At 72.2% G+C, this 19,869-nt stretch carries 19 protein-coding genes; 8 read left to right on the top strand and 11 right to left on the bottom strand.

Annotated elements, in window-relative coordinates; translation table 11 throughout:
* Positions 1-135: 135 nt before the first annotated feature.
* Positions 136-1,200 carry a mandelate racemase/muconate lactonizing enzyme family protein gene (locus ACP6CK_RS21490; protein WP_426955354.1) on the top strand — a complete coding sequence of 355 codons (1,065 nt, stop codon included), beginning with the start codon at positions 136-138 and terminating at the stop codon, positions 1,198-1,200.
* A gap of 27 nt (positions 1,201-1,227) precedes the next feature.
* Complete coding sequence (locus ACP6CK_RS21485) at positions 1,228-2,184, top strand: tripartite tricarboxylate transporter substrate binding protein (protein WP_426955353.1); 957 nt, start codon at positions 1,228-1,230, stop codon at positions 2,182-2,184.
* 25 nt (positions 2,185-2,209) lie between these two features.
* Here ACP6CK_RS21485 and ACP6CK_RS21480 read toward each other — a convergent pair whose 3' ends face one another.
* Positions 2,210-2,680, bottom strand: coding sequence for an Lrp/AsnC family transcriptional regulator (locus tag ACP6CK_RS21480; RefSeq protein WP_426955352.1), 471 nt, complete (start codon positions 2,678-2,680; stop codon positions 2,210-2,212).
* 114 nt (positions 2,681-2,794) lie between these two features.
* On the opposite strand from ACP6CK_RS21480, the gene ACP6CK_RS21475 reads away from it, so the two are divergent.
* Both ACP6CK_RS21475 and ACP6CK_RS21470 read left to right on the top strand, forming a co-directional pair.
* Entirely contained in the window at positions 2,795-3,778 is a 984-nt protein-coding gene (locus ACP6CK_RS21475) for a tripartite tricarboxylate transporter substrate binding protein (RefSeq protein ID WP_426955351.1), read from the top strand.
* 117 nt (positions 3,779-3,895) lie between these two features.
* The gene (locus ACP6CK_RS21470) at positions 3,896-4,696 is read left to right on the top strand and encodes an alpha/beta fold hydrolase (RefSeq protein WP_426955350.1); all 801 of its coding nucleotides are present in this window, start codon (positions 3,896-3,898) and stop codon (positions 4,694-4,696) included.
* A gap of 289 nt (positions 4,697-4,985) precedes the next feature.
* Here the strand turns inward: ACP6CK_RS21470 and ACP6CK_RS21465 are convergent, their stop codons facing one another.
* From ACP6CK_RS21465 to ACP6CK_RS21435, 7 genes are all read right to left on the bottom strand, one after another.
* Entirely contained in the window at positions 4,986-6,215 is a 1,230-nt protein-coding gene (locus ACP6CK_RS21465) for an MFS transporter (RefSeq protein ID WP_426955349.1), read from the bottom strand.
* Between the two features lie 207 nt (positions 6,216-6,422).
* The gene (locus tag ACP6CK_RS21460) at positions 6,423-6,824 is read right to left on the bottom strand and encodes a DUF350 domain-containing protein (RefSeq protein ID WP_426955348.1); all 402 of its coding nucleotides are present in this window, start codon (positions 6,822-6,824) and stop codon (positions 6,423-6,425) included.
* 37 nt (positions 6,825-6,861) lie between these two features.
* Positions 6,862-7,977 carry a glutathionylspermidine synthase family protein gene (locus ACP6CK_RS21455; protein ID WP_426955347.1) on the bottom strand — a complete coding sequence of 372 codons (1,116 nt, stop codon included), beginning with the start codon at positions 7,975-7,977 and terminating at the stop codon, positions 6,862-6,864.
* An 8-nt stretch (positions 7,978-7,985) separates the two neighbouring features.
* Positions 7,986-8,273 carry a hypothetical protein gene (locus ACP6CK_RS21450; RefSeq protein WP_426955346.1) on the bottom strand — a complete coding sequence of 96 codons (288 nt, stop codon included), beginning with the start codon at positions 8,271-8,273 and terminating at the stop codon, positions 7,986-7,988.
* An 85-nt stretch (positions 8,274-8,358) separates the two neighbouring features.
* The gene (locus ACP6CK_RS21445) at positions 8,359-9,063 is read right to left on the bottom strand and encodes an isochorismatase family protein (RefSeq protein WP_426955345.1); all 705 of its coding nucleotides are present in this window, start codon (positions 9,061-9,063) and stop codon (positions 8,359-8,361) included.
* 67 nt (positions 9,064-9,130) lie between these two features.
* Positions 9,131-11,068, bottom strand: a complete 1,938-nt coding sequence (acs, locus tag ACP6CK_RS21440; protein WP_426955344.1) for an acetate--CoA ligase — start codon at positions 11,066-11,068, stop codon at positions 9,131-9,133.
* A gap of 178 nt (positions 11,069-11,246) precedes the next feature.
* On the bottom strand, positions 11,247-12,836 hold the full coding sequence (locus tag ACP6CK_RS21435; protein ID WP_426955343.1) for an ABC transporter substrate-binding protein: 1,590 nt from the start codon (positions 12,834-12,836) through the stop codon (positions 11,247-11,249).
* A 184-nt stretch (positions 12,837-13,020) separates the two neighbouring features.
* Between ACP6CK_RS21435 and ACP6CK_RS21430 the strand changes: the two genes are divergently transcribed.
* Positions 13,021-14,616, top strand: coding sequence for an ABC transporter substrate-binding protein (locus ACP6CK_RS21430; protein WP_426955342.1), 1,596 nt, complete (start codon positions 13,021-13,023; stop codon positions 14,614-14,616).
* Positions 14,617-14,788: 172 nt separating this feature from the next.
* On the opposite strand, the gene ACP6CK_RS21425 is transcribed toward ACP6CK_RS21430, so the two are convergent.
* Positions 14,789-15,109 (bottom strand): hypothetical protein, encoded by a 321-nt coding sequence (locus tag ACP6CK_RS21425; protein WP_426955341.1) that lies wholly within the window; start codon positions 15,107-15,109, stop codon positions 14,789-14,791.
* Positions 15,110-15,424: 315 nt separating this feature from the next.
* Between ACP6CK_RS21425 and ACP6CK_RS21420 the strand changes: the two genes are divergently transcribed.
* From ACP6CK_RS21420 to ACP6CK_RS21410, 3 genes are all read left to right on the top strand, one after another.
* A complete protein-coding gene (locus ACP6CK_RS21420; protein ID WP_426955340.1) occupies positions 15,425-16,378 on the top strand; it encodes a serine hydrolase domain-containing protein in 954 nt (317 codons plus the stop codon).
* A gap of 153 nt (positions 16,379-16,531) precedes the next feature.
* The gene (locus tag ACP6CK_RS21415; RefSeq protein WP_426955339.1) at positions 16,532-17,293 is read left to right on the top strand and encodes an SDR family NAD(P)-dependent oxidoreductase; all 762 of its coding nucleotides are present in this window, start codon (positions 16,532-16,534) and stop codon (positions 17,291-17,293) included.
* Positions 17,290-18,066, top strand: a complete 777-nt coding sequence (locus tag ACP6CK_RS21410; RefSeq protein ID WP_426955338.1) for an N-acyl homoserine lactonase family protein — start codon at positions 17,290-17,292, stop codon at positions 18,064-18,066. The genes ACP6CK_RS21415 and ACP6CK_RS21410 overlap by 4 nt, the downstream gene beginning before the upstream one ends.
* 75 nt (positions 18,067-18,141) lie before the next feature.
* Here ACP6CK_RS21410 and ACP6CK_RS21405 read toward each other — a convergent pair whose 3' ends face one another.
* Both ACP6CK_RS21405 and ACP6CK_RS21400 read right to left on the bottom strand, forming a co-directional pair.
* Complete coding sequence (locus ACP6CK_RS21405; protein WP_426955337.1) at positions 18,142-19,620, bottom strand: amidase; 1,479 nt, start codon at positions 19,618-19,620, stop codon at positions 18,142-18,144.
* Positions 19,617-19,817 carry a hypothetical protein gene (locus tag ACP6CK_RS21400; protein WP_426955336.1) on the bottom strand — a complete coding sequence of 67 codons (201 nt, stop codon included), beginning with the start codon at positions 19,815-19,817 and terminating at the stop codon, positions 19,617-19,619. Before ACP6CK_RS21400 ends, ACP6CK_RS21405 begins: the two co-directional genes overlap by 4 nt.
* Positions 19,818-19,869 lie beyond the last annotated feature (52 nt).

Here is a 19,869-nt window from a genome sequence, read left to right as displayed (position 1 = left end):
GGCAGGGGGGCAGGGGCATCAACACGCGGCGCCCACGCCACGACCGGCAATCCGTCGGATTGGCGCGGGCCAAAAAGTCAATTACATGATCCATCGGATGAAGCGTCCGGCGGGGGCCGGGCGATGGAGGAACGCGTGCCCATCGTCACGGCCGAGCTGCGCCCCTGCGTCCAGCGGCAGGAGGACGCGAACTGGAAGTTCGCCCGCGCCACCGTCCCGGAGCTGCGCGGCTGGGTCCTCCTCCTGACCGACGAGAGCGGGAACACCGGCCTCGGCTACGCCCACGCCATCCCCGCCATCACCACCCACGGGGAAGGCGCGGAGGCCGGCCTTGCCTTCTTCCGCCCGATGCTCCTGGGGCGCGACCCCGCGGACCTCGCCGCCATCATGGACCTCGTGGAGGTCTCGCTCGCCGGCAACCGCTCGGTGAAGGCGGCGATCGACATGGCGCTGCACGACCTCACGGCCCGACGCGCCGGCCTGCCGCTCTCGGCCCTCATGGGCGGCGCCTTCCGGGACCGCATCCCGCAATCCCGCATCGTCCCGATCAAAGCGCCCGCCGAGATGGCCGCCGTCGCCGCCGGCCTCGTCGCCAAGGGCTATTCCACCCTGAAGCTGAAGCTCGCCGGCGACGCCGCGCTGGACGCCCGCCGCGTGGCCGAGGTGCGCGCGGCCATCGGCCCGGACGTCGCCCTCACCCTCGACCCGAACCAGTCCTACAGCGCCAAGGGCTTCATCGCCGCCTGGAAGGCTATCGAGCCGCACGACGTCGCCCTGGTGGAGCAGCCCGTGCCCGCCGCCGACTGGGCCGGCCTCGCCCTCGTCACCCGCACCCTGCCTGTCCCCGTCGAGGCCGACGAGACGGTGGAGAGCGTCGCCGACGTGCTCCGCGTGATCGAGGGCCGCGTGGCCGACGTGGTGAACCTCAAGATCACGAAGCTCGGCGGCATCCGGAACTTCGTCACCGCCGCCCGGCTGCTGGAGGCCGGGCAGATCGCCCCCCGCATGGGCGCCGCCTTCGGCCCCGCGCTGCTGCAGGGCGCCTCCGCCCACGCCGCCGCCTCGCTCCGCACCCTGCCCTTCGCCTGCGAGCTGTCGGAGCACGACCACATCCTGGACGACCCCTTCACGCCCCTGCCGATCGAGGGCGGCGTGATCGCCGTGCCCCCCGGGCCCGGCTGCGGCATCGCCTACGCCTGAACGACGCGCCGGAAACAGGGAACCCCCATGCTGCGCCCCGCCCTCCTCGCCCTGGCGGCCCTGCTCGCCGCCGCGCCCGCCCGCGCCGAGTATCCGGAGCGCCCGATCCGCCTCATCGTGGCCTTCGCGGCCGGTGGCGGCAGCGACCTGCAGGCGCGCCTCATGGCCGCCGGCCTCTCGGCCCAGCTTCGCCAGCCCGTGGTGGTGGAGAACCGCACGGGGGCCGGCGGCAACATCGGCGCGGTGGCCGCGGCCCAGGCGGAGCCCGACGGCTACACCCTGCTCGCCACCACCCCCGCCCTCGCGATCAACGAATCCCTCTACGCCCGCCCCGGCTACTCGGTGGCGCGGGACTTCGTGGGCGTCGCGCCCTGGGCGACGTCGCCCATGACCTTCGTGGTGAACCCCGCCCTGCCCGTGAACACGCTGGCCGATCTGGTGGGCTATGTCCGCGCCAATCCGGGCCGCGTGACCTATGCCAGCGGCGGCATCGGCCTGATCACCCACATCGGCCAGGAGCTGCTGAAGTACCAGCAGCGGCTGGACATGGTGCACGTCCCCTATCGCGGCCAGGCGCCCGCCATCACCGACCTGATCGCCGGCCAGGTGCAGATGAGCCTCGATTCCCCCATCAGCTCCCTCGGCTTCATCCGCGCCGGGCGGCTGCGCGCGCTGGCCATCACCAGCGCCACCCGCTCCGCCATCCTGCCGGAGGTGCCGACGGTGGTGGAGGCCGGATTCCCCGACCTCGTCGCCGAGGTCTGGTACGGCCTCGCCGCCCCCGCGCGCACCCCGCCCGCGGTCGTCGCCCGCCTGAACGCCGCCATCCAGGCCGCCCAGGCCGTGCCGGAGGCCCGCGTGCAGGAGGAGCAGGCGGGCGCGGAGCTCTCCTCCTCCGGCGCCGCCGAATATGACCTGTTCATGCGCGCCGAGGTCGCCCGCTGGGGCGAGGTGATCCGCGCCGCCCGCATCCAGGTGGAGTGACCGGAACCGGCCGGCGGCCGCCGTCTCAGATCGGCAGCGCCGTCGTCGCCTTCACCCGCTCCATGGCGAAGCGGGAGGTGACGTTGCGCAGCCCCGGCACCGCCCCCGTCAGCCGGCGGTAGAAGGCGTCATAGGCCGGCATGTCCTGCACCACGACGCGCAGCAGGTAGTCCACGTCCCCGCCCATCCGCCAGCACTCCACCACCTCCGGCATGGTGGAGACGGTGCGGGCGAAGGCGTCGATCCAGCCCGCCGAATGGTCCCCCGTCTCCAGCGCCACGAAGACCGAGAGCGGCAGCCCGACCCGCGCCGGGTCCAGCAGCGCCACGCGCGCCGTGATCACCCCCGCCGCCTCCATCCGCCGGATGCGCTTCCAGCAGGGGGTCGGGGTCAGCCCCACCTCCGTCGCGATGGCCGCCAGGGAGAGCGACGAATCGCGCTGGATCAGCCGCAGGATCTCCCGGTCGGTGAGGTCCAACTCCGCCGCACCAGTCATGGACCAATCTCTTCTTCAGAATACCCCATCCTTAGCAGGATCACCTTTCGTTTGCACCATCCGGCGCGGAGTGGGAGAAAATTCATCTCCCATTCCGACCAAACCGGACCCCAGATGACCGCCCGCCTCCCGCGCCGCCGCCTCCTCTCCCTCGCCGCGGCCGCTGCCAGCCTTCCCGCCCTCGCCCGCGCCAACACCCCCGCCTGGCCGGACCGCGCCGTCCGCGTGATCGTTCCCGTCGCCCCCGGCGGCTCCCTCGACATCCTCGGCCGCACCGTCGCCCGCCAGCTCACCGGCCCCCTCGGCCAGCCCGTGGTGGTCGAGAACCACACCGGCGCCGGCAGCAACATCGCCTTCGAGCTGGTGGCCCGCGCCCGGCCGGATGGCCTGACCATCCTCGTCGGCTCCGACCCGCTGACGATCAACCCGGCCCTCTATCCCCGCCTCGCCTACGACCCCGTCCGCGACTTCGCCCCGATCGCCGAGGTGGTCCGCGCTCCGCAGGTCCTGGTGGTGAAGAGCGCCCTGCCCGCCCAGGACCTGGAGGGCTACGTCGCCGCCGCGAAGGCCGCGAACGGCACCCTCACCCTCGCCTCTCAGGGCAATGGCAGCATCGGCCATCTCGGCGGCGTCCTGCTGGGACAGCAGCTCGGCTTCTCCACCACCCACGTCCCCTATCGCGGCGGCGGACCGGCCGTGGTGGACCTCGTCGCCGGCCATGTGGACAGCCTCCTCGTCACCCTCCCCGCCGCGATCGAGCACATTCGCGGGGGCCGCATCCGCGCCCTGGCCGTCACCAGCACCACCCGCAGCCCCGCCCTGCCGGACGTCCCCACCGTCCACGAGGCCGCGAAGCCCGGCTTCGAGGTCGTGACCTGGCAGGGTCTGCTCGCCCCCTCCGGCACGCCCGAGCCGATCCTCGACCGCCTGCACGCCGAGACCCGCGCCCTGCTGGCCCGGCCGGAGGTGGCCGACACCCTTCGCGACCAGGGCTTCGACATCGCCGCCGGCTCCCGCGACGCCTTCGCGAACCTTGTGCGTGAGGAAGCGGCGCGCTGGCCCGGCGTCGTCCGGGCCTCCGGGGCGCGTCTGGACTAGGCGCGGCGCTCACCCCGGGCGCGCTATCCCCCGGCGCGCGTCCGGTGCAGGCTCCCGCGGGCCGGCACCGGCCCCGCGCCGGGGCGCCAGGCCCCGGCCGGAAGACGGGGGAAGGCCATGCCGTTCCATGAGCGGGGCGCGGTCCGCATCCATTACCTGGAGGAAGGAAGCGGCTTTCCCCTGCTGATCATTCCCGGCGGCGGGCTGAACTCGACGATGCCCTTCGCGATGGACAGGGCGCCCTTCAACGCGGTCGAGACGTTCCGGGACGAGTACCGCTGCATCACCATGGACCTGCGCAACGCCGGCGGCGGCCAGTCCTCCGGCCCGCTGGAGGTCGACCGCCCCTGGGACGCCTTCGCGGACGACCAGCTCGCCCTCATGGACCACCTGGGCATCCGAGAGTTCCTGGTGCTCGGCTTCTGCATCGGCGGCCCGCTCATCTGGAACCTGCTGCGCCGCGCCCCGGACCGGATCGTCGCCGCCGTCCTCGCCCAGCCCAGCGGGTACCGCCCGGAGCTGCCCGACCTGTTCTACGACAACAACCGGGCGGGCTGGGGACCGGCCCTCTGCGCGCGCCGCCCCGACATCACCATGGAGATGGTCGAGGCCTTCCTCACCCGGATGTACCGCGCGAACCCCGACTTCGTCTTCACCGTCAGCCGCGACTTCGTCCGGGCCTGCCAGACGCCGCTCCTCATCCTGCCGGACGACGTGCCGGCGCACCCCTACGCCGTGGCCATGGAGAGCGCCCTCCTCGCGCCGCAGGCGCAGGTGAGCCTCTATCCCTGGAAGGACCCGAAGGAGCGCATTCCCCTGGCCGTGCGGCACATCCGCAGCTTCCTGCGGGCGCATCGGCCGGCGGGGCCCACGGATCGGGCATCCGGCGCTCGCGAGGCGGACGCGCTCGCCCCCTGACCGGAAGGGGCCGCCTGCCATCACGCCCCGCGCAACGGCAGCCCGGGTGCACCGCCGCGGCGGCGTGAACGGAACCGGTGCCGCCCTCGGCCAACAGCCTCCGGGCCCGGATGACGCCGCCGTCCCGTCCGCCGAGTCGCGCGCGGGAACGCGGAGCGAACACCCTTGTGCCCCTCCAGGGCCCCAACCACCAGGGCTGGTGGTCCTCCTGCCCTGGGAGAACGTCAGCGATTCGTTCGCGCGACTCGGAGGAGGTGCCTGATTTCCCGTCGAAAGCCGGAGAGGGGGTTCACGGGGCGTTCGAGGCCGCCCCGAGAACACGAGACAGAACGAGTCCAAAGACCAGCATCGCGGCGCCCAGCAGCGCCAAGGCCGCCACCGCCCCCAGCCCGCCGAGCAGGGTGCCGAACAGCAGCGGCCCCACCGACTGCCCGACGAAGAAGGAGAAGGCGTGCAGGGCCACGGCGGAGCCCCGGGCCTTCGGATAGACCTCGGTCACGCGGGTCTGCAGGCTGTTGTGGGTCATGAAATAGCCCAGCCCGAGGATGAAGAAGCCGAGCACCATCGGGGTGACCCCCAGGGGCACGGCCTTCCCCTGCCCAGCCAGCCAGCCCGTGGCGGCCATCAGGCCGAAGCCCGCGGCGCCGAGCACCCCGGCCAGTTGGACCATCCGGATGATGCCGAGCGTCCGGAGCAGGCCGCCGGAGAGAAGGCCATAGGCGATGCCGGCCGCCCCGAAGGCGGCGATCGCGATGCCCGCCTGCGCCGCCCCGCCCAGCCCCCAGGCGGCCACGAGCCCTGCGACAAAGGGGAAGGTGCCGTAGATCACCACCCCCTCCGTCCCGACCGAGAGGAAGAGGTGGCGGGCGGCCGGGATGGAGAGGATCTCGCGGTAGCGCCGGATCGCGGCGGCCACGTCCAGCCGGCCCGGCGGCCGGTCGGGCTCCCGCCGCAGGTCGAGCCAGAGGATGACGGCCGCCAGGAGCACCGGCAGCGCGCCGACCGCGATGATCGTCCGCCAGTCCAGGATCTCGGCGACGAGGCCGGAGGCGACGCCGCCGGCGATCTGCCCCGCCGTGGACCAGGCGAGCACGCGGCTGAGGGCCACCTGGCGGCTGGCCACCGGCACCCGGTCCCCGAAGGTCGCGATGATCAGCGGATAGATCCCGCCCGCCGTCATGCCCGCCACGGCGCGCAGCACGAAGAGCAGGCCGAGCGTCGGCGCGAAGGCGCTGGCGAGCAGGGCGAGGCCGGTCAGCGCCGTGCCGGTCGCGATGATCCGCCGCTTGCCCAACGCGTCCCCCACCGGGCCCAGCACGGGCTGGATGAAGGCGTAGGGCAGCGCGAAGGCCGAGGCGAGAAGGGCCACCGTCTCCAGCGCCGCGGCGTAGTGGGCCGCGACCTCCGGCAGGATAGGGTCGAGGCTGCGGCCCGCGAGGGAGGTGGCGAAGCCGGTCAGGCCATAGAGGGCCACGAGGCGACGGGTGAAGGCCGCCTCGGCGTCTGATGTGGGGGGCATAGGGCATCTGACGCCGGAAGCGGCCGGGGGGAAGCCTCCCCTGCCCAACGTATGCGCCTGGCCGCTCTCCCTTCCCGTCGGCCCACAGCGGGACCGTTCAGAACGGCCCCACGGCAGCGTGGCCAAAGAAGGAGGGGGCCAGGGAGGGCGAAAGCAGTGTTTCCGCCCTCCCCCGGCCTCGCTTCCGCCGTGTCAGGCCCGCCCGGATCAGGGCGACAGGCAGGCCGCGTTCAGCATGCCGACGCCGATCGCGATGGCGGCCTTCAGGACGGCGCCGGCGGTCTCGCCGCGCTCCTCCATCGCCTTGCGCCAGTCCGGCAGGATGAACTGCACCACCCAAAAGGCGGCGATCTGCGCCAGGACGGCGATCACCGACCAGACGATCGCGTCCAGCAGGTTGGACGATCCGCGGATGGCGGCGGCGACCGGCTGCGCGAGGCCGAGAATGGCGCCGGCCAGCTTGATCGCGGCCGCCGTGTTGTTGGCGCGAATGAGCGCCATCTCGTCGTGCGGGGTGATGCGGGTGTAGATCCAGCCGCCTGCCGCCAGCAGGGCGATGCCGGCCGCGAGGTGGATGATGAAGTTCGGCAGGTTGGCGATGCTGGTCACGCGTCGGGTTCCTGGGTGAAGGGGCGCGGGGCCGGCGTCACGTCGCCGGGCGGAAGAGGTGCGGGACGAAGCGGCTGGTGTCGCGCGTCAGCGGGGTCGAATCCTCCCGGATTCCGAGGCCGCGAGAGCGGCCGCCGATGATCCAGCTTCCCAGCACGGGATAGCCGCCGTCGAAGCGGGGCAGCTCCGCCCACGCCTGCCAGACGCGGGGGTTGCCGGCATAGGGACCGTCCGTGGTCGTGCCGTCGGGGGCGACGAGGTTCGAGCCCTCCCGGCCCCAGAAGGGCTTGCTGATCTCCCGCCCGCCGGTGCGGCCGGGCTCCAGGAAGGCGGGCAGCAGGTTCGGGTGGCCGGGAAAGAGCTTCCACAGCCAGGCGAGAAAACCCTTGCCGGCGGGGATCATGCGCCAGGCCGGCTCGATCCAGCGGGTGTCGGCCGTCGCGATGTGGGACCCGAAGGATTCGGCCAGCAGCCACTCCCAGGGATAGAGCTTGAACAGCGCGGAGATCGGCCGCTCCTCCAGGTCCCGGAAGCGGGTGCCGTCCCAGCCGATCTCGTCCATGTAAAGGAATTCCGCGCGGAGCCCGGCCTGCATGGCCGTGTCTCGCAGGTAGTCCACCGTGCCGCGGTCCTCGGTGCTGTCGCGGGCGCAGGCGAAGTGAACCAGTCCCGGCAGGCCCATCTTTCCCCAGGACTCGATCAGCGCCTCGTGGATGGAGTTGAACTGGTCGGCAGTGTCGTCGGTGCAGGTGAGCCATTCCCACTGCACCACCCCCGCCTCGAACAGCGCGGTCGGGGTGTCGGCATTGTACTCCAGCAGCAGCGGCGGGCCGCTGCCGTCCCAGCGCAGGTCGAGCCGGCCGTAGAGGTGGCGCTCCTGCCGCTCCCAGGACTGCTTCGCGAGCCGCCAAGCCCCGGGGGAGAGGCCGAAGGCCTCCCGCGCGTCCTGGCGGATGGCGGTGTCCACCGCCTCGATCGTCAAGCGCTCGATCTCGTCGGTGGCCGCCTCCAGGACGTCCACCTCCTCCGCGGTGAAGGAGTAGTAGGCGGTCTCGTCCCAGTAGGGCTCGCCCTCGATGTCGGCGAAGGCGAAGCCGAGGGCGCGGGCGCGCTCGCGCCGATCCGGGCGCGGCTCGGTGGTGTGGCGCTGCATGGGTGGTCCTAGCTGCCGGCGCCGTGGGCCGAGGCGGTGCTGCCGAAGCCGCCGCGGCTGCTGCTGCCGGCGACCGTGCCGCTGCCCGTGCCGCCGCTGCTGCTGCTCCACCCGAACCAGGAGGAGCCGTGGCCGCCGGAGCTCGAATAGGAGGAGCCGGTGGCACAGATCCGCTCGGCGTCCAGGCGGCCCTCCATGCGGGCGCGGCGGCACCGGGCCTCCCGGCTGTCGCAGGCACCGAGCGCGACGGCGGCGGTGCCGAGCAGGACGAGGGTGATCGCGCGGGGGCGGCGCACGGCGGTGTCCTTTCGTGAACGCCCCGCAATCTCCCCGCCAGGGGCAGGTTAGGTCAAGAAACGCAACGGTCGCGTGCGTCGCGCCTCACGCCGCGAGGGCGAGCACCCGTTCGGTCGTCGTCACCCAGCCCAGGAAGCTGCGGACGTTGAAGACGGTGGCGTCGTGCACGAAGCGCGGGCCGCCCTGCCAGCAGGCATCCTCCACCAGCACGGGCCAGAACTCGCGGTGGAAGGCCTCGCGCAGCGTGCTCTCCACGCAGACATTCGTGGCGACGCCGCAGAAGAGCAGGTCGCGGATGCCGCGGGAGCGCAGCATCGGTTCCAGCGCCGTGCCGGAGAAGCCGCCATAGCGCGGCTTCTGGATGAGGATGTCGCCCTCCGCCCGCTGCATCTGCGGGACGAGCTGGTAATCCCAGCCCCCCTTGGTGATAAGGCTGCCGGCCAGCTCCGGCCGCTCCCGCATCAGGCGCAGCGCGTTGGACTTCCAGTGGTTGGGAGAGCCGGGTCCGCCCGCCTCCAGCCCCTCCGGGTCCCAGCCATTCTGGAACCAGACGAGGGTGATGCCGAGCAGCCGCGCCGCAGCGACGAGCCGCGTGACGTTCCCGATGACCGACTGTGCGCCGGAGAGATCGAAGCCGGCCTTGTCGAGGTAGCCGTCCTTCGAGGCATAGGCGTTCTGCATGTCCACGACGATCAGCGCCGTGCGGGACGGGAGCAGCGGGAAGGCTTCGGGCTCGGCGGGAAGGAGAAGGTCGCCCGGCGTGCGGGGCAGGTCTTGTGGCGTGCGCATGCCGCCAGGGCAGCACGTTTGGGCGCTGCGCGCCACGTCCGCCACAGCGGGCGTGGCGCGCAGACGTTCAGGACACGCGGTTCTCGATCAGCTCCTGCACCACCGTCGGGTCGGCGAGGGTGGAGGTGTCGCCGAGGCCCTCCGTCTCGTTCGCGGCGATCTTGCGGAGGATGCGGCGCATGATCTTGCCGGAACGCGTCTTGGGCAGGCCGGGCGCCCACTGGATCGCGTCCGGGGAGGCGATAGGGCCGATCTCCTTGCGGACCCATTGGACGAGTTCCTTGCGGAGTGCGTCCGTCGGGTCCTCCCCCGCCACGAGGGTGACATAGGCGTAGATGCCCTGGCCCTTGATGTCGTGCGGCATGCCCACGACCGCCGCCTCCGCCACCTTCGGATGGGCGACGAGCGCGCTCTCGATCTCCGCCGTGCCCATGCGGTGGCCGGACACGTTCAGCACGTCGTCCACGCGCCCCGTGATCCAGTAGTAGCCGTCCGCGTCCCGCCGCGCGCCGTCCCCGGTGAAGTACTTGCCGGGGAAGGTGGAGAAGTAGGTCTGAACGAAGCGCTCGTGGTCGCGGAACACCGTGCGCATCTGGCCCGGCCAGGAGTCGGTGATGACGAGGTTCCCCTCGGCCGCGCCGTCCACGATGTTGCCCTCCCCGTCCACGATGGCGGGGAAGACGCCGGGCAGCGGCAGCGTGGCGGAGCCGGGCTTCTGGGCCACGGAGCCGGGAAGTGGCGAGATGAGGATGCCGCCCGTCTCCGTCTGCCACCAGGTGTCCACGATGGGGCAGCGCTCATCGCCGACGACGCGGTAATACCAGAGCCAGGCTTCCGGATTGATCGGTTCCCCAACGGAACCGAGAATGCGGAGCGACTTGCGGGACGCCTTCCTCACCGGCGCCTCGCCGTCCCGCATCAGGGCACGGATGGCGGTGGGGGCGGTGTAGAAGATGTTCACCTTGTGCTTGTCCACCACCTCCCAGAAGCGGGAGACGGTGGGATAGTTCGGCACGCCCTCGAACATCAGCGTCGTCGCGCCGTTCGCGAGGGGGCCATAGACGATGTAGGTGTGGCCCGTGACCCAGCCCACATCGGCCGTGCACCAGTAGATCTCGCCGGGACGGTAATCGAAGACGAGCTGGTGCGTGTAGGCCGCCCAGACCGCGTAGCCGCCGGTCGTGTGCAGCACGCCCTTCGGCTTGCCCGTGCTGCCGGAGGTGTAGAGGATGAAGAGCGGGTCCTCCGCCCCCATCGGCTCCGGCGCGCATTCGGCTGACAGAGGGTTGCAGAGCGTGTCCCAGTCGTGGTCGCGGCCGTCCTGCATGGCGACCTGGCCGCCTGTGTTCTTCGCGACGATCACGTGCTTGATCGTGGGGCAGGACTTCAGCGCCTCGTCGGCATTCGCCTTCAGCGGCACGGAGCGGCCACCGCGGCGGCCCTCATCCGCCGTGATCAGCAGCGTGCTCTCGCAGTCCTGGATGCGGCTGGCGAGGCTGTCCGGGGAGAAGCCGCCGAAGACGACGGAGTGGATGGCGCCGACGCGGGCGCAGGCGAGCATCGCGACCGCCGCCTCCACGATCATCGGCAGATAGATCGTCACGCGGTCCCCGCGCTGCACGCCGAGCTTCTTCAGCGCGTTGGACAGGCGGCAGACGCGCTCCAGCAGCTGACGGTAGGTGACGTGGGCCTGGCTGTTCGGGTCGTCGCCCTCCCAGATGATGGCGATCTGGTCGCCGCGCCCGCCCTCCACATGGCGGTCCAGGCAGGACTGGCTGATGTTCAGCACCCCGTCCTCGAACCACTTGATCTGCACGTCGCCCGTGAAGCTGGTGTTCTTGATCTTCGTGGGCGCGTGCATCCAGGCGATGCGGTTCATCTCGCGCTTCCAGAAGGTCTGGGGGTCGCGCGCGGCCTCGGCCACCATCGCCTCCCGCCGGGCCGCATCGGCATGGCTGCCCGCGGCAATCTCGGGCTTCACGGCGATCAGGGTGTCATCGGCCATGTCTGGTCCTCCCGCTTCTGGGCGGGGAATATCGCGTCAACAAGGCCGGGGGGAAAGTATTCCCCCCGGACCCCCCATCTATTTTTGTCGGGCTGCCGCGAGCCATCGGCCAGTGGCCCGCGGCAGCCTTGAAGAAATAGATGGGGGTCTGGGGGAATACCTTCCCCCAGCCTTGCTTCTACCGCCGCATCCGGATCACCCGCAGCTCCAGGTCCTCGTTCATCCGCAGGGTGAAGCCCTCCACCGTGTCGCGCACGGCGAAGATCTGCGGCTCCTGGTGCAGGGGGATGATGGGCAGGAGCTCCCGGAAGCGCGTCCAGTACTGCCGCGCCAGGGCCTGCCGCTCCTCCCCGATCGGGGTGGTGCCGATGCGGGCGGCCAGGTCGTTCATCTGCGGGTCGTTGAACTTGCCCCAGTTGAAGGACCCCTCCCCCAGCAGCTCCCGCGCGGGGTTGGTGATGTCGAAGTTGCCGGGCGTCCAGCCGAGCATCCAGAACTGGAACTCGTTGTTCGCCCCGCGCTGCAGGAAGCGGCCGAAGGGCATCGCGTCCAGCCGCGCCTGGATGCCCACGCGCTGGAGCATGGACACGATCGCCTGGCAGATCGCCTCGTCATTCACGTAGCGGTTGTTGGGGCAGCCGAGGGTAACGCGGAAGTTGGGCGCCCCGGCCTCGGCCAGCAGGCGGCGGGACGCCTCGGGGTCGAAGGGCAGGCGCTCGTTCAGCGTGGCGTCGAATCCCCCGATCGCGGAGCCGATGGGCAGGCCGGCGGCGACCGTGGAGTTGCGCAGCACCACGCGGCGGATCGTGTCCATGTCGATCGCCTGGTACATGGCGCGGCGCACGCGCGGGTCGCGCATGGGGTTGGGCTGGCCGGGGCTGTCGAGGCTGTCGGGACGCGTCACATCCATGGCGAGGTAGATGGACCGCGCCGTCGGCCCCTGCACCAGCCGCACGCCCTGCGCGCCCTGGATCCGCGGGATGTCCTGCAACGGCACGTGGTACATCACGTCCACCTCCCGCGACAGGATCGCGGCGACGCGCGTGGGCGCGGAGGCGACGGGGCGGAAGACCGCGCGGGTGATGCCGTGCTCCGCCCGGTCCCACCAGTTCGGGTTGGGAACCAGGACCGTGCGCTCGTCCGCCAGCCGCTCGACCATGCGGAAGGGACCGGTGCCGTTGGTGTTGAGCTGGACGAAGGTGGTGGTGGCGCCGGGCTGCCCCGCACGGGCCACGCCCATCGCGTTGTTCGCCTCCACCCAGGACTTGGACATGATGAAGAACAGCGTCAGGTCCTGCAGCAGCACGGGGTTGGGACCGCGCGTCTCCATCTCCACCGTGTGGTCGTCCACCGCGCGCACGGCCGTGACGGATTGCAGCGTGTAGGCCATGTCGTTCTGCCGCACGCGCTCCGCGGACATCACGACATCGGCGGCGGTGAAGGGCTCGCCGCCGTGGAAGCGGACATTGCGGCGCAGGTGGAAGCGCCAGGTCGTCGGGCTCGGCGTCTCCCACCGCTCCGCCAGGGCGGGCGCGAGCGAGCCGTCGGGCTCGCGACGCACCAGCGGCTCGTAGATGTTCGACTTCATCGTGTTCGTCACGCCGTGGTTGTTGGCGTGCGGGTCCAGGCCGAGGATGTCGTTCGCCGTGGCCCAGGTGAAGGTGGTGGCCGCCGCCGGCATGGCGGCCGGCGGCGACAGGACGAGGCCGGCGGCCAGGAATCCCATGCCGAGCAGGCCCGCCGTGCGGCGGGCAAGGGTCGTTTGCATCCCCGATTATTCCTGTTGTGAAGCCGGCACGGATTTGAGGGGTGGCGCACGGCCTTGTCGAGGGGGCGGTTCCGACCGGCAGGGCGTGGCGGAAGCGTCGGGCCTGGACGGGGCGGCACGGCGGCTGCTTCTCTGCCGGCAAGCACGCCGGCCACGGACCGAACCGAGAGGGAAACTCCCAACCATGCTGCGACGCCATATCCTGGCCGGCGCGGGGGCGGCCGCGCTCGCGCCCGCCGCGCTCCACCGGCCCGCCCTTGCCCAGGGGGCGGATGCCCGGACGCTGCGCTACGTCCCGCAGACCGACCTGACCGTGCTCGATCCGGTCTTCACCACCGCCTATGTCACGCGGCACCACGCCCTGGCGATCTACGACCAGCTCTTCGGACTGGACGCGGACCTCCGTCCGCAGCCGCAGATGGTCGAGGCATGGCAGACCTCGGATGACGGGCTGACCTGGCGCTTCCGGCTGCGCGAAGGCCTGCTCTTCCACGATGGGGAGCCGGTGCGCGGCCGGGACTGCGTCGCCTCCATCCGGCGCTGGGCCAGCCGCGACGGGCTGGGGCAGGTGCTGCTTGCCCGCGTGGCCGAGATGACGGCGCCCGACGACCGCAGCTTCACCATCCGCCTGAACCGCCCCTTCGGGCCGATGCTGGACGCGCTGGCGAAGATCGGGCCGCCCGCGCTCTTCATCATGCCCGAGCGCATCGCCTCCGCCGAAGGGACGGCACAGATCCGGGAGACGATCGGCTCCGGCCCCTTCAAATACGTCGCCGGGGAGCGCGTGGTCGGCTCGCGCGTGGTCTATGAGCGCAACGCCGCCTACCGCCCGCGGGAGGGCGGCGCGCCGAGCTGGGCGGCCGGCCCGAAGATCGCGGGCTTCGAGCGCGTGGAATGGGTGATCATGCCCGACCCCGCCACGGCCGCCGCCGCCATGCGCAACGGGGAGGTGGACTGGTGGGAGAACCCCACCAACGACATCCTGCCGGCGATGCAGCGCTCGCGCGACGTGGTGATCAAGCGCGCCAGCTCCCTCGGTATCTTCGGCACCGGCGTGTTCAACTGCCTGCAGCCGCCCTTCGACAAGCCAGCGGTGCGGCGGGCCGTGCTGCGCGCCATGTCGCAGGCGGATTTCATGACCGCGGTGGCCGGCGCCGATCCGTCGAACTGGCGCGCGGACATGGGCGTCTTCACGCCGGGCTCGCCGCTCGCGAACACGGCGGGCATCGAGGCGATCACCGGCCCCCGCGACATCGAGCGCTCCCGGCGCGAGCTGCGGGAGGCCGGCTACAACGGCGAGCCCGTCGTGATGCTGGCGCCGACCGACCAGTCCGCGCTGGCGGCCCTCGCCGAGGTCGGGCACGACCTGTTCCGTCGCCTGGGGATGAACGTGGACTACCGCGTCTCCGACTGGGGCACGGTGGTGCAGCGGCGGTCGAGCAAGGACCCGGTGGAACGCGGCGGCTGGAGCTTCTTCCACACCACCTGGAACGGGTTGGACGGGATCAACCCGGGCGTCATGACCTTCCTGCGCGCGAACGGGGAAGGCGCCTGGTTCGGCTGGCCCAACGTCCCGGCGCTGGAAGCGGCCCGGACCGCCTGGTTCGATGCGCCGGACCTCGCCGCGCAGAAAACGATCGCGGAGGACATCCAGCGGATCGTGATGCAGGAGGCGCCCTACCTGCCTTCCGGCCAGTATCTCTCCAGCACGGCCTACCGCCGGAGCATGAGCGAGCCGCTCTCGGAGATCTACGCCTTCTGGGGCACGCGCCGGCTCTAGCGCGCGGGCGTCCCGGCGGAATCTCGCCGGGACGCCGCTTCACCACCTCCGGCCCTCTCGCGCCGCGTCCGTCGCTCGCACGGCCCCGGCACGGGTCATGCCGTCCGCCTTCGCCGGTGGACCGCCGCGCAGGGCGGCGCTCCGGGTCGGCAGGACGTCCGGCGATCACCGCTCAGCGATAATAGCCGTAGGGGCGGTAGTACGGACGGTAATAAGGGCGCGGCGGCGGATAGCCGCGGTACCAGGCGGGCCGGCCATAGTAGTGGCGGTAGTAGGGCGGCGGCGGGCGGTGCCAGTGGCGGTAGTGCGGACGGCCGTAATAGCCGCCGTACTGCACGGTCTGGACATCCGCCCGCGGCGCCTCGGCCCGCAGCCCGTGCACGGGTGCGGCATCCGCCGGCGCGGGCGCCAGGGCGGGGGCGGCGATCAGGGCGCCGACGAGAAGGGCCTTGCGGCCCCAGGAACGCAGATCGGTCGCGAGGGTGTCTCGCATGGTGGCCTCCTCTGTGACGGCCCGGGGGGAGAGGGCGTCACATGCGGAGAGAACGACCCGATGGGGGCAACGGGCAGTCGGGATTAAGGCGGGGTAAAGGCGTTCTGTCACGACGGTAACGTGCGCCGGTCTAGGGCCGCGGGGGGGGAAGCTGTCACGGCGAGCGTCGCCGGGAGGCTCCGCCTCCCGAACCCTCCGCCGGGGGCCGGGCGTGGCCCCCGGACCCCGCGATCTGTGGGCGCGGCTGGGAACGGGGGCCTGCGCATCCGCTGACCGCGGTCTGGCTGCCGCTCCGGGGCGGTGGGATGCTGCGGCATGTCAGGCGCCACACCATCCGCTTTCCCCCTCTCTGCGGAGGCAGGCTTCGCCCCCGCGTTGGAACTGGCACGCGGCCTTGGTACCAAGGCGCTGCTCATCCTCCATCACGGGCGCGTCGCGGCGACGCTGGGCGACCCGGCGTGGCGAGCGAATGTCCGGTCCATCCGCAAGTCCATCCTCGCCGCCCTGATCGGGATCGCGGTGGAGAAGGGCCAACTCGACCTCGGCGCGACGCTGGAGGCGCTCGGGATTGACGACCACGAGGGCCTGTCGCCGGTGGAGCGGGATGCCACGGTCTACGACCTGCTCACCGCACGCTCCGGCATCATGCATCCGGCGGGCTACGAGAGCGCGCGGATGAAGCTCATCAAGCCGCCGCGCCACGCCCATGCGCCGGGCACCTGGTGGACCTACAACAACTGGGACTTCAACGCGCTCGGCACGATCTACGAGCGCGCCGCCGGTCGCTCCGTGCCGGACGCCTTCGCCGCGCTCCTGGCCGGCCCGCTCGGGATGGAGGACTTCGTCCCGGAGGACGCGACTCACATCCACGCCGCCGAGAGTCGGCATCCCGCCTATCCCATCCGGCTCTCGTCCCGCGACCTCGCGCGGTTCGGCCAGCTCTGGATGGCGGAGGGCCGCTGGGAGGGACGGCAGATCGTGCCGGCGCACTGGGTGCGCTGCTCGGTGCAGCCGATCTCGGATGCCGGGCAGGACGGGGCCTATGGATACATGTGGTGGGTGTGCCGGGGCGGCGTGCACCTGCCCGGCGTGATCCTGCCGGAGGATGCCCACTCCGCGCGCGGCTGGGGTGGCCACCTGCTACTCGTGGTGCCGAGCCTCGGCCTCATCGTCGTGCACCGGGCGCAGACCGAGACGGAGCCCTTCCGCACCGTGGACAAGTTCGCGATGGGTCGGATCATCCGATCGGTGCTGGAAGCGCTGCGGTAGCGCGGCGACGCCCCGCGCGTTGACACCCCCTGGCGAGTCCGCCTCGATGGCCCCCCTTCCCGGAGCCCCTGCCCATGCGGAGCGACGCCACACCACTCAGCCCTCCCGTGACCGGGCGGGCGACCCGGACGCATCCCGCGCGCTAGGACACGCATGAGCATTTCCCTCTCCCTCGCCGGCCGGCGCGCGCTCGTGACCGGCGCCGCCACCGCGGGGATCGGCCGCGCCGTCGCCCTTCTCCTCGCGCAGGCCGGCGCCCGGGTCGCCGTGCACCACCGGGACGAGGCGGCGGCCGCCGCCGCGCTCGCGGCCGAGACGGGCGGCCCCGCCCTCCAGGCCGACCTCTCCGACGAGGAGGCGGCCGCCCGCCTGCCCCACCGCGCGGCGGAAGCGCTGGGCGGCCTCGACATCCTCGTCGGCAACGCCGGAATCCTCCTGCGCAAGCCTCTGGCGGACACGAGCGCGGCCGAGTTCGCGCGCGTGCACCAGGTGAACCTCGTCGCGAACTTCGTCCTGGCGCGGGAGGCGGCGGCGCTGATGCAGCGCGGCGGGCGGATCGTCCTCACGTCCTCGGTCAACCAGTGGATGCCCAATCCCGGCCTCGTGGCCTATGGCAGCGCGAAAGCCGGGATCGGCGGCCTCACGCGCCAGCTCGCGCTGGAGCTGGCCACGCGCGGGATCACGGTGAACGCCGTGGCACCCGGCACGATCGAGACCGAGTTCAACCGCGCCGCGCGCGAATCCGATCCCGACTGGCGCGCGCGCAAGCTGGCCCTCATCCCCGCCGGCCGCACCGGCACGCCGCAGGACGTGGCGGGCGCGATCCTTTTTCTCTGCTCCGACCTTGCGGGCTACGTGACCGGCACCACCCTCGCCGTGGACGGCGGCCTGTCGCTCATGGGTGGGGCGCCATGACCTGGGAGATCTATGCGCTGCGCTGGGCGATGGACCGCGGGCGCCGCGCCTCCCAATGGTTCCTCGGCGGCGGGGGCGACGACGCGCCGATGCCGATCGCCTACCACGCCTTCCTGCTCCGCGGGCCGGACGGTGTGATCGCCATGGACACCGCCGCGGACGCGTCCCGCACCGCCCGCTACGGAAAGGCGGAGTTCCGCGGGATGGAGGATGCGCTCGCCGCCCTCGGCACCCCGCCCGCCGCCGTGCGGACCGTCATCCAGACGCACCTGCACTGGGACCATGCCGGCGGCACCGGCCTTTTCGCGAACGCCACCTTCCACCTGCAGCGGCGGGAGCTGGCCTATGTGAACGGGCCGGCCATGCGCCATGCCGTGCTGCGCGCGGGCTACGAGGCCGGCGACATCGCCGCGATGAGCGCCCTGCTGCACGCCGGCCGGCTGGCGCTGCATGACGGTGACGCGCAGATCGCGGACGGACTCACGCTCCACCATGTCGGCGGGCACACGGACGGGCTGCAGATCGTGCGGGCGCGGACTCGGCGCGGCTGGATGGTGCTGGCCACCGATGCCGTCGCGCACCGCCAGAACCTCGCGCGCCGCGTCCCCTTCCCCGCCCTTTTCCACGTCGGCGACGCGCTCGACGCGATGGACCGCGCGCTCGCGCTCTCCGACAGCCCGGACCTCGTCATTCCCGGGCACGACCCCTGGGTCGTGGACGCCCATCCCGCCGCCACGCCGGACACCGAAGGCTGGCTCGCGCGGCTGGACTGATCCGAGAGCCGGCACCGGGAGGCTTGGCCTCCCGGACCCTCCACCGGGGGGCGAACGCGCCCCCGGACCCCGCGGTTAAGTCGACGCGGGTCCAGGAAGCGCGTTCGCCCCCTGGCGGATGGGGTCTGGGGAAGGCGGCGCCTTCCCCAGGGACGGCCGCCGCGCATGCCAGTCCGTGTCCCGCTGATAGGCATCCGCCACCTTCAGCACCCGCCCCTCCGCGAAGGGCCGTCCCGCGATCTGCAGCCCGATCGGCAGCCCGTTCGGATCGAACCCGATGGGCATGCTGACCGCGGGCAGGCCGAGATAGTTGAAGAGCCGGGTGTTCACGCCCAGCGCCTCGGTCACGGCGGGCATGCCCGGGTGCCCCGCATCCACATCGGTCTCCGCCAGGGTCGGCAGGGGCGCGGGGATGGTGGGCATGGCGATGACGTCCACCGCGCCGAACACCTCCGCCGCGAAGGCGCGGAGGATCGGCCCGCGCGCGCGCAGCGCCTCGACGTAGAGCGGCGCCGGGATGGCATAGCCGCAATAGATCTTCCCGCTCAGGGAAGGGCCGTACTCCTCCGCACGGGTCCGCATCCAGCGCTCGTGCACCGCGGCGCCCTCGGACCGCATGATGACGATCAGGTACGCCGTCGCCGCCGCCGCATAGGGCAGCACGATGGGCACGAGGCGCGCGCCCCGCGCCGCCAGCACCGCAGTGGCCGCGTGCACGGCGGCCTCGACCGGCGTCCCCTCCCCCAGGAAGCCGTTCGTCGGAATGCCCACGCGCAGCCCGCGCAGGTCGCCGTCCAGCGCGGCCTCGTAATCCGGCACCGGCTCGGCGCTGGCCGTGGGATCGGCGGGGTCCACCCCCGCGATGACGCGCAGGACCCGCGCGCAGTCCCGTGCCGTGCGGGCCAGCGGCCCGACATTGTCGGCCGAGAAGGAGAGCGGCATCACCCCCGCCCGGCTCACGCGCGTCTGGGTCGGCTTCAGCCCCGTCACGCCGCAGGCCGAGGCCGGCAGCCGCACCGACCCGCCCGTGTCCGACCCGAGCGACGCAGGGGTCAGCCCCGCCGCCACCGCCGCGCCGGGTCCGCTGGAGGACCCGCTGGGAATATGATCGAGGCTCCACGGATTGCGCGTGTGCCCGAAATGCGCGTTGTGCCCCGTGGGGTTCTGCGCGAACTCCGCCATGTTCAGCCCGGCGAAGGCGAAGGACCCGGCCGCCTCGAGCCGGCGCAGCACCGTGGCCGTGACATCAGGCACATGATCCCGCAGGATCGCGGAGCCGCAGGTCGCCGGCCGCCCGGCCTGGTAGTACATGTCCTTGTGCGCCAGCGGCACGCCGTGCAGCGGACCGACCGGCACGCCCGCCGCTAACCGGGCATCCGCGGCCCGCGCGGCCGCCCGCGCCCCTTCCCGGTCGATCCAGGTGACGGCGTTGATCGCCGGCCCGTGCCGGTCCACCGCCGCCAGGCACGCCTCCAGCACCGCGATGGAACTGACGCGCCGGTCGCGGATGGCGTCCGCGACCTCGACGAGCGTCGGCGCGTCGGGCGACGTCACGCCTCCTCCTTCAGGTCGCGCAGGGCGGCCTCGAAGCCGGCCGGCTCATCCTCGAAGCGGAGGCGATCCCGGATCGCGCGCGTCTGCTCGATCGCCGCCGCCAGCCCGCCGAGAAAGCCCAGCGCGGCGTCATTCGGCGGCGCGATCCCGTACACCAGCTCGATATAGGCGCTGGCCTGCTCGGCAAACCTGTCCATGGCGGCATCCTGCGAACAAGGAACGCCGCCATCATGCCGCAGCCGCACCCGA

The organism is Muricoccus radiodurans (assembly GCF_050154705.1).
Lineage (GTDB): Bacteria > Pseudomonadota > Alphaproteobacteria > Acetobacterales > Acetobacteraceae > Roseomonas > Roseomonas radiodurans.
This window is presented reverse-complemented; position numbering and strand designations above follow the sequence as displayed.

Excerpts from the sequence above, each read along its gene's own strand:
- ACP6CK_RS21475 (WP_426955351.1), top strand. The coding sequence starts at position 2,795 with ATGACCGCCCGCCTCCCGCGCCGCCGCCTCCTCTCCCTCGCCGCGGCC.
- ACP6CK_RS21455 (WP_426955347.1), bottom strand. The coding sequence starts at position 7,977 with ATGCAGCGCCACACCACCGAGCCGCGCCCGGATCGGCGCGAGCGCGCC.
- ACP6CK_RS21410 (WP_426955338.1), top strand. The coding sequence starts at position 17,290 with ATGACCTGGGAGATCTATGCGCTGCGCTGGGCGATGGACCGCGGGCGC.
- ACP6CK_RS21470 (WP_426955350.1), top strand. The coding sequence starts at position 3,896 with ATGCCGTTCCATGAGCGGGGCGCGGTCCGCATCCATTACCTGGAGGAA.
- ACP6CK_RS21430 (WP_426955342.1), top strand. The coding sequence starts at position 13,021 with ATGCTGCGACGCCATATCCTGGCCGGCGCGGGGGCGGCCGCGCTCGCG.
- ACP6CK_RS21400 (WP_426955336.1), bottom strand. The coding sequence starts at position 19,817 with ATGGACAGGTTTGCCGAGCAGGCCAGCGCCTATATCGAGCTGGTGTAC.
- ACP6CK_RS21435 (WP_426955343.1), bottom strand. The coding sequence starts at position 12,836 with ATGCAAACGACCCTTGCCCGCCGCACGGCGGGCCTGCTCGGCATGGGA.
- acs (WP_426955344.1), bottom strand. The coding sequence starts at position 11,068 with ATGGCCGATGACACCCTGATCGCCGTGAAGCCCGAGATTGCCGCGGGC.
- ACP6CK_RS21485 (WP_426955353.1), top strand. The coding sequence starts at position 1,228 with ATGCTGCGCCCCGCCCTCCTCGCCCTGGCGGCCCTGCTCGCCGCCGCG.
- ACP6CK_RS21420 (WP_426955340.1), top strand. The coding sequence starts at position 15,425 with ATGTCAGGCGCCACACCATCCGCTTTCCCCCTCTCTGCGGAGGCAGGC.
- ACP6CK_RS21425 (WP_426955341.1), bottom strand. The coding sequence starts at position 15,109 with ATGCGAGACACCCTCGCGACCGATCTGCGTTCCTGGGGCCGCAAGGCC.
- ACP6CK_RS21480 (WP_426955352.1), bottom strand. The coding sequence starts at position 2,680 with ATGACTGGTGCGGCGGAGTTGGACCTCACCGACCGGGAGATCCTGCGG.
- ACP6CK_RS21415 (WP_426955339.1), top strand. The coding sequence starts at position 16,532 with ATGAGCATTTCCCTCTCCCTCGCCGGCCGGCGCGCGCTCGTGACCGGC.
- ACP6CK_RS21445 (WP_426955345.1), bottom strand. The coding sequence starts at position 9,063 with ATGCGCACGCCACAAGACCTGCCCCGCACGCCGGGCGACCTTCTCCTT.
- ACP6CK_RS21465 (WP_426955349.1), bottom strand. The coding sequence starts at position 6,215 with ATGCCCCCCACATCAGACGCCGAGGCGGCCTTCACCCGTCGCCTCGTG.